The organism is Phenylobacterium sp., assembly GCF_030679875.1.
In the GTDB taxonomy this organism is placed as follows: domain Bacteria; phylum Pseudomonadota; class Alphaproteobacteria; order Caulobacterales; family Caulobacteraceae; genus Phenylobacterium.
Genome location: NZ_JAUXSP010000027.1, coordinates 25,260 through 31,929 on the forward strand (window position 1 = coordinate 25,260; position 6,670 = coordinate 31,929).

Annotated in this window: 10 protein-coding genes; 4 read left to right on the forward strand and 6 right to left on the reverse strand. The window is 66.5% G+C overall.

The annotated features are described in order from the left end of the window. Positions 1-51 precede the first annotated feature (51 nt). Both Q8K84_RS15890 and Q8K84_RS15895 read left to right on the forward strand, forming a co-directional pair. Positions 52-885, forward strand: a complete 834-nt coding sequence (locus tag Q8K84_RS15890) for an outer membrane protein (protein ID WP_305283678.1) — start codon at positions 52-54, stop codon at positions 883-885. 124 nt (positions 886-1,009) lie between these two features. Next, positions 1,010-1,576, forward strand: a complete 567-nt coding sequence (locus Q8K84_RS15895; protein ID WP_305283679.1) for an AAA family ATPase — start codon at positions 1,010-1,012, stop codon at positions 1,574-1,576. Here the strand turns inward: Q8K84_RS15895 and Q8K84_RS15900 are convergent. From Q8K84_RS15900 to Q8K84_RS17455, 3 genes are all read right to left on the reverse strand, one after another. Then, positions 1,554-1,805, reverse strand: a complete 252-nt coding sequence (locus Q8K84_RS15900; RefSeq protein ID WP_305283680.1) for a helix-turn-helix transcriptional regulator — start codon at positions 1,803-1,805, stop codon at positions 1,554-1,556. The genes Q8K84_RS15895 and Q8K84_RS15900 overlap by 23 nt on opposite strands. 11 nt (positions 1,806-1,816) lie before the next feature. Further along, positions 1,817-2,218 carry a hypothetical protein gene (locus Q8K84_RS15905; protein WP_305283681.1) on the reverse strand — a complete coding sequence of 134 codons (402 nt, stop codon included), beginning with the start codon at positions 2,216-2,218 and terminating at the stop codon, positions 1,817-1,819. Positions 2,219-2,489: 271 nt separating this feature from the next. Further along, on the reverse strand, positions 2,490-2,933 hold the full coding sequence (locus tag Q8K84_RS17455) for a GFA family protein (protein ID WP_370867881.1): 444 nt from the start codon (positions 2,931-2,933) through the stop codon (positions 2,490-2,492). A gap of 243 nt (positions 2,934-3,176) precedes the next feature. Between Q8K84_RS17455 and Q8K84_RS15910 the strand changes: the two genes are divergently transcribed. Next, on the forward strand, positions 3,177-3,635 hold the full coding sequence (locus Q8K84_RS15910) for a DUF1579 domain-containing protein (protein WP_305283682.1): 459 nt from the start codon (positions 3,177-3,179) through the stop codon (positions 3,633-3,635). A gap of 83 nt (positions 3,636-3,718) precedes the next feature. Then, positions 3,719-4,135, forward strand: coding sequence for a glutathione S-transferase family protein (locus tag Q8K84_RS15915; RefSeq protein WP_305283683.1), 417 nt, complete (start codon positions 3,719-3,721; stop codon positions 4,133-4,135). Positions 4,136-4,151: 16 nt separating this feature from the next. Here Q8K84_RS15915 and Q8K84_RS15920 read toward each other — a convergent pair whose 3' ends face one another. From Q8K84_RS15920 to Q8K84_RS15930, 3 genes are all read right to left on the reverse strand, one after another. Next, a complete protein-coding gene (locus Q8K84_RS15920) occupies positions 4,152-5,834 on the reverse strand; it encodes an IS66 family transposase (RefSeq protein WP_370867882.1) in 1,683 nt (560 codons plus the stop codon). A gap of 73 nt (positions 5,835-5,907) precedes the next feature. Beyond that, positions 5,908-6,255, reverse strand: coding sequence for an IS66 family insertion sequence element accessory protein TnpB (tnpB, locus tag Q8K84_RS15925; RefSeq protein WP_305283684.1), 348 nt, complete (start codon positions 6,253-6,255; stop codon positions 5,908-5,910). After that, positions 6,252-6,575 (reverse strand): transposase, encoded by a 324-nt coding sequence (locus Q8K84_RS15930; protein ID WP_305283686.1) that lies wholly within the window; start codon positions 6,573-6,575, stop codon positions 6,252-6,254. Before Q8K84_RS15930 ends, tnpB begins: the two co-directional genes overlap by 4 nt. Between the last annotated feature and the right edge of the window lie 95 nt (positions 6,576-6,670).

A 6,670-nucleotide genomic window follows, 5' to 3' on the forward strand; every position in this document is an offset into this window, starting at 1 on the left:
TGCGGTTCGAGGCCTGAGGGGGCTTCCCGCAGTACGACGAGGATTACCCGTATGAAGACCATGCTTTGCGCCGCCGCCGCCATTGGCGCCCTGACCGCGGCCTCCGCCGCCCAGGCCCAATCGGCCAGCGACTGGACCGGCCCCTATGTCGGCGGAGTCGTCGGCTATGGCTGGCAGGCCGAGAATGACGACGACAATGAAACCGTCGTGTTCGACACCAATCTGGACGGGACCTATGGCGACACCGTGCGCACGGGTACCGGCGCCAACGCTTTTTCCCCGGGCTTCTGCTCGGGCGGCACCTATCAGCCCACCCCGGCCAGCGCCTGCGGCGGCAACGACGATGGCCCGGAATTCGGTGTTCGCGCCGGCTATGACTGGCAGTTCGGCAATATCGTCGCCGGCGTGCTCGGCGAAGCGGTGCGCACCGACGTGAAGAACAGCGTCACCGCCTTCTCCACCACGCCGGCCTCCTACACCATGAGCCGTGAACTCGATGGCCTGCTGGCCGCCCGGGTTCGGGTCGGCTATGCGGTCGGGAACAGCCTGCCCTACATCACCGGCGGCTATGCCGGCGGCGCCATGCAGCGCCACTTCTCCACCACCAACACCGCCAACACCTTCACCGAAACGTCCGACAGCAACGAATGGGTCGATGGCTGGCAGCTGGGCGGTGGGGTCGAGCACAAGATCACCAGTGATCTGAGCCTTGGCCTGGAGTACCTCTACACCCGCCTGGAAGACGAGGGTTACACCGTCCGCGCCAGCGGCGGCCCGGCGGGCGGCCCCTTCACCTCGGTGAACGGCGCGGGCACGGACTTCCAACGCACCAATGACGAGTTCAACGTCCACTCGGTGCGGATGGCGGCCACCTACCGCTTCTGATCGCATCACTGATCTGAAGAACGGCTCGGACCTGCAAAGGCCCGGGCCGTTTTTCGTGGCCGCGCCCCGCGCGCGCCCGCGCCCCATGGGGTAGGCTTTGCGCCCGATGCGGACGGAGGCGGCGGTGAAGCTGATCTTTCTCTACGGGCCCGCGGCCTGCGGCAAGCTGACCGTGGCCAGGCAGCTTTCGGCCCTGACCAACTACCCCCTGTTCCACAATCACCTGGTGCTGGACGCGGTGACCTCGGTCTTTTCGTTCGGCAGCGAACCCTTCGTGCGTCTGCGCAGCTTCTACTGGCTGGCCATGTTCGAGGAAGCCGCCCGCCAGGACCGCCCGCTGATCTTCACCTTCGCGCCGGAACGCACCGTGCCGGACAGCTTCATCGAAGAGACCCGCGCGGTGGTCGAACGCCACGGTGGCGCGGTGGTCTTCGTCGAACTCCAGGTTTCCCCCGAGGCGCAGATGCGCCGGGTGGAGAACGCTGATCGAAAGGCCTCGAAGAAGATCCACTCCCGCGAGGTGCTGGGGAAATTCATCGCCGGCGGCGGGGCCGACTACCGGCCCATCCCGACGAACCTGGTGATCGACACCGAGGTGCTCGCGCCGGAGGCTGCGGCGCAGGCGATCGTCGAGGCCCTGGCGCTGGAGCCCTTGTCCGAGCCGCACGTCATGTATCCTGATCCGGCGTGAGGCGGCGGCCTATGCCTTCGTTCCAGCCGAAGACCTCCTCGACGCCGACTCCAAACACCCGGGAGATCCGAAACGCACTCTCCAGTGAGGGGGAGTAGCGACCCTGTTCGATGGCGATCACCGTCTGCCGGGTGACGCCGATGGCCTCCGCCAACGCGACCTGACTCATCCCGCCAGCTTGCTCCCTAAGTTCCTTGACGCGGTTCGTAATGGGCGGGGGCTTAGGCAAGGCGCGCGGCCTTATCGCCGAAAGAACATGATCTGGGAGCCGTACTCGACCACTCCAGACACAAACAGCGACAGCACGATCACGTTGAACATGATGTTGCCGTCGCCATGGACGGCGTAGTGCCCTAGCGCCGGGAGCACGCCGACCAGGAGCGCCAGGCCGGCCCAATGACCGGCCCGCGCGACGATGAGCCGCTCGCGCTCATCTGGCGGCGTCGCAGATTGTTTCGGAAAGAAGATCGCAAGCGCGATCTCCAGAGCAATCACAGCCGTCACCGCGAAGACAGCCGCGCCGATGGCGAATTCCGGCGCCGCCGCCGCCAGCCCCGCCCCCAGGATCGACGCCAGGCAAAACGCCCCGGCCACCCCAAACACGACGACCATCACCCAGGCCACAATCTCGCGCACCGCCACGGGCAGCTCCTTTCAATGAGGCGCTCAGTATGGTCGAAGATTTTTGACATGTCAAAAATTATGTACAGGGGCTTGGTCAGGGAAGCTTAGATGGCGACCTGCCTCAGGGCCCGGCGGACAGGCGCCGCCTCACCCCTCAAACCCCCGCACCACGGTCAGCACCGCCTGGCCGTAGCGGGCGAGCTTGCCTTTGGATCGGTGGGCGCCCTAGCCGCCGAAGGCCCCGTCTCGATGACGAAGCCAACCTCGCTTTTCGACCCGTTGCAGACGTTCACGACAGCGGAGTTGAGGCGCTCGGGGGCATGTCGTCGAACAGGGCGCAGCCAGCGGGGTATCCAGTCCAAGGCATCCCCTGTGCACAGCGCACCGCGATAGTGGGGGATGGCAGCGTGGGATCGGCGAAGCAGCCTCCGGCGAACCCGGTCTGGCCGGGTCTCCACGCTCCAAAGGACTTCCAATAGAGGGTCGAGCCGCAGGTTGCGCAGAACCAACGCTTGCCCATGCCTTCGAGGACGGTCAGCGGACCTTCGACCCTCTTGACCTGCTCGTCGCGGAAGTAGACCGACCATCCAAAGGGGGCCCCGGTGCGACGCTTGCAGTTGTCACAGCTGCAAAGTCCGCTGCTGATCGGCTCGCCTTCGACCTCAATTTTTGGCACGCGCCACAGGCACATCGCGCAGTCCGGACGGTCATAGCGGGCCCCCACCGCTTGCATTACACAGAGTCTAGGAGCTTGGACGCGGCAGCCCACGCCGTCCACTCGGCGCAGGAGCCCACGTCCGCTTCCCACCCTTCTCAGCGGTTTAGAACGCCTGCTCTAGGGAAACTGGATAGCTCGGCTTCAGGCGCTGGGCCTCTCCGCCCATAGCCAGTCCCGGTCTGTTGATCGCTGCATGCTGACATCAGGCTGGCAGCATGACGCTGATATCTCCCGGCGCGCACAGATGGGGATGTGGCCTTGGGCGATTTCAGTTTCCAGACCGGCGAGTGGCGCGTCCATCACCGCAAGCTCGCGGAGAGGCTTGTGGGCGCCACCGAGTGGATCGCGTTTTCCGGGACTTGCCGCGCCGTCGAGGTGCTCGCGGGCGAGGGCAACGTCGAGGACATGGTTCTCGACGACCCCTCAGGCGCCTATCGCGCCGCGGCGTTTCGGCGTCGCGACCCGCAGACCGGCCTATGGTCGATCTGGTGGCACGACGGGCGTTCTGGCCACGTCGATCCCCCGGTGCAGGGGGTCTTCGAGGACGGAGTCGGGCAGTTCTTCGCCGAAGACACGCTCCATGGGCGGCCCATCTGCGTGCGGTTCATCTGGTCTGACATGACCCCGATCAGCGCGCGCTGGGAGCAGGCGTTCTCGGCCGACGGTGGCGGGACGTGGGAGACCAACTGGATGATGGCCTTCGAGCGGATAGGCTGACGCTCGCCCACCTCACCCCTCAAACCCCCGCACCACGCCCATACCATCTGGCGGTCGGGCGAGAGACTCGCGTAGGCTGGCCCATGGCGCTCACAATCTATGGCTCACCTCGCTCACGCACGATGCGCACCCTGTGGATCGCTGAGGAGCTGGGCATCGAATACAGGCATGTCTCCGTTGCGTGGGAAGACCCCTGGCTCAAGTCGGATGAATTCCGACGGGTGAATCCGTTCGGCGCGGTTCCGGCGATTGACCATGACGGCCACTGCCTGGGGGAATCGCTTGCGATCAACCTTTACCTCGCCAAGACCTTTGGCTCTGTGGGGCCAGAGCCGCTGTATCCTCCTGATGGCGCTGCTGAAGCCGACGCGTGGCGCTGGACGCTCTGGGCTCAAGGCCATCTGGAACCATGGGTCAGGCGTGACGGGGGGCTTCCTGTGTACAGCGGCGCAGCGCTGGAAGGTACGCATCCGGTGAGGACCGCGGCGGCTAGGCTGTGAAACGCCGGGAAGTGGCTTAGGCGGCAAGCGCCGTGGGCGTCCAGTTCCAGGGCAACAACTCGTTGAGACGACTGGCCGGCAGGTCGTTGATGCGCGCGAGGACATCGGCGAGCCAGGCCTGAGGGTCGACGCCGTTGAGCTTGGCGGTTGCGATGAGGCTGTACATGGCCGCCGCACGCTGACCGCCACGATCGGAGCCGGCGAACAGCCAGGACTTGCGGCCAAGGGCGATGCCTCTGAGGGCCCGCTCGGCGGCGTTGTTGGAGAGACAGACGCGGCCGTCATCCAGGAAGCGGATGAAGGAGGGCCAGCGTCGCTTGAGGTAGTTGATCGCCTTGATGATGTGGTGGCTGCTGGTGAGCTGCTGGCGGGTCTCGGCCATCCAGGCTTCGAGCTCGGCGAGGATCGGCGCGCTCTGCTCACGGCGGACGACCAGGCGAGCTTCGGGGCTTGCGCCGTTGATCTGCCGCTCGACGGCGAAGAGGGCGTCGATCAGGCGCACCGCGTCCAGAGCCTTGGGATAGACGGCCTTGGGCTTCTCGCCGCGGGCCTTCTGGCGCTCGGCGGTCTCGATGTCGGCCAGCTCGAAGAACTTGCGGCGGGCGTGCGCCCAGCACCCGGCCTCCACGATGAGACCTGGAGATCGGCCTGGCTTGTAGAGCTCGGTGTAGCCGCCAAAGGCGTCGGCCTGGAGGATCCCGCTCCATGTCTGCAGGTGGCCTTGCGGATGCACGCCCTTGCGATCGCGGGAGTAGTAGAAGATCGCCGCGGGCGGACCTGCGCCGCTGAAGGGGGCGTCGTCTCGCACATAGGTCCACAATCGGCCCACATCGGTCTGGCCCTTGGCCAGGACCGGAACGGTCGTGTCGTCGCCGTGCAGGCGCTCGGCGGCCAGGACATGGGCCTCAATGCGCTCGACCAGCGGCGCCAGGACCGTGGCCACGCCGCCGACCTGGTCGGCCAGGGTCGAGAGGCTGAGCGGCACGCCCTCGCGGGCGTAGCGCTCGGCCTGGCGATTAAGCGGCTGATGCTGCCCAAACTTCTCGAAGACGATCATGGCCAGCAGGCTGGGGCCGGCCCAGCCGCGGGGTAGGACATGGAAGGGGGCTGGAGCCTGGGCGATGGTCTCGCAGTCTCGGCAGGAGACCTTCTCGCGGACGGTCTGGATCACCTTCCACTGGCGGGGGATCACCTCCAGCGTCTCGGTGACGTCCTCGCCGAGCTTGGTCAGGCGCGCGCCACCGCAGCAGGCGCAGGTCTTGGGGGCCTCGATCACGACGCGCTCGCGCGGCAGATGCTCTGGGAAGGGCTGACGCGAGGGCTTCTTGCGGGTGAAGGTCTTGACCGTGGTGGTCGCCCGGGCCGCGGCTTGCTCGGCGGCGAGCTCATCCTCGGTGGCGCTGGCCTCCAGCTCTTCCAGCTGCAGCTCCAGCTGGTCGAGCAAACGGCTGGTCCGCTCAGACGACGTCCCGAACCGCTCACGCTTGAGCTTGGCGATCTGCAGCTTGAGATGGGCGATGAGCGCCTGGCTGTCGGCGCGCTCAGCCTTAGCGGCGGCGGCCTCAGCGATGGCTACGGCCGCATCAGCGCGGGCCAGATCACGATCGGCGCACGCTGCATCCCGCTCGGCCTGCATGCTCGCCAGCGCCGTCTTCAGCGCTTCGACATCGTCCGGAACAGGGGCGGCCAAGCTCTCCATGACCCCGATGGAATCATACTTTTGAGCGCGTGTGGCGCCCCTAAATGCAGGTCCCCAGAACTATTTTAGCCGCTCATCCAGCGCTGCTCGGACGCCAGGTGTGCTGGGGATTACGCCAGTCGATGCCCTCCAGCATGTAGCCCATCTGCGCCATGGTCAGCGCCACCGCGCCGCCGCTCGTCGAGGGCCAGACGAACCGTCCCCGCTCCAACCGCTTGGCGTAGAGCGACATGCCGATGCCGTCGTGCCAGAGGATCTTGATCAGCGATCCGCTCCGGCCTCGAAACACATAGAGATCGCCCGCATGGGGATCTCGCTTCAGGTGCTCCTGGACCAGCAGGGCCAGCCCCTGCATCCCCTTCCTCATGTCCGTGTGGCCCGTGGCGAGCCATACCCGTACGCCGGAGCGGATCGGTATCATCGCAGCGCCTTGAGAACCGCGCCCACCAGGGCTGGCGACGCCGTCGGGGAAATGCTCACGCGGGCGCTGGCCAACTCCACCTGGATCGCCGGACCGGCACTGCTCGGCGGCGCCGGCTCGGCGACGACCGCCTCCACGAAGCCAAGACCTGCCGCCTGCTGACGCCACTGATAGATCAAGCTGGTGGCGACATCGCGCCGGCGCGCCACATCCGTCACGACTGCACCTGGCGAAAACGCCTCGGCCAGGATCGCCAGCTTCTCCTCGTCACGCCACCTGCGGCGGCGCTCCGGACCGGTGATCAAACTGACATGGGCCATGCTGTGCAGCTACGAGCGCTCTTAAGGACGTCCTTACGAGCACAGCATCGCCATCCACCTCACCCCGACAAGGCGGCCCCCACCGGAGGCTCACG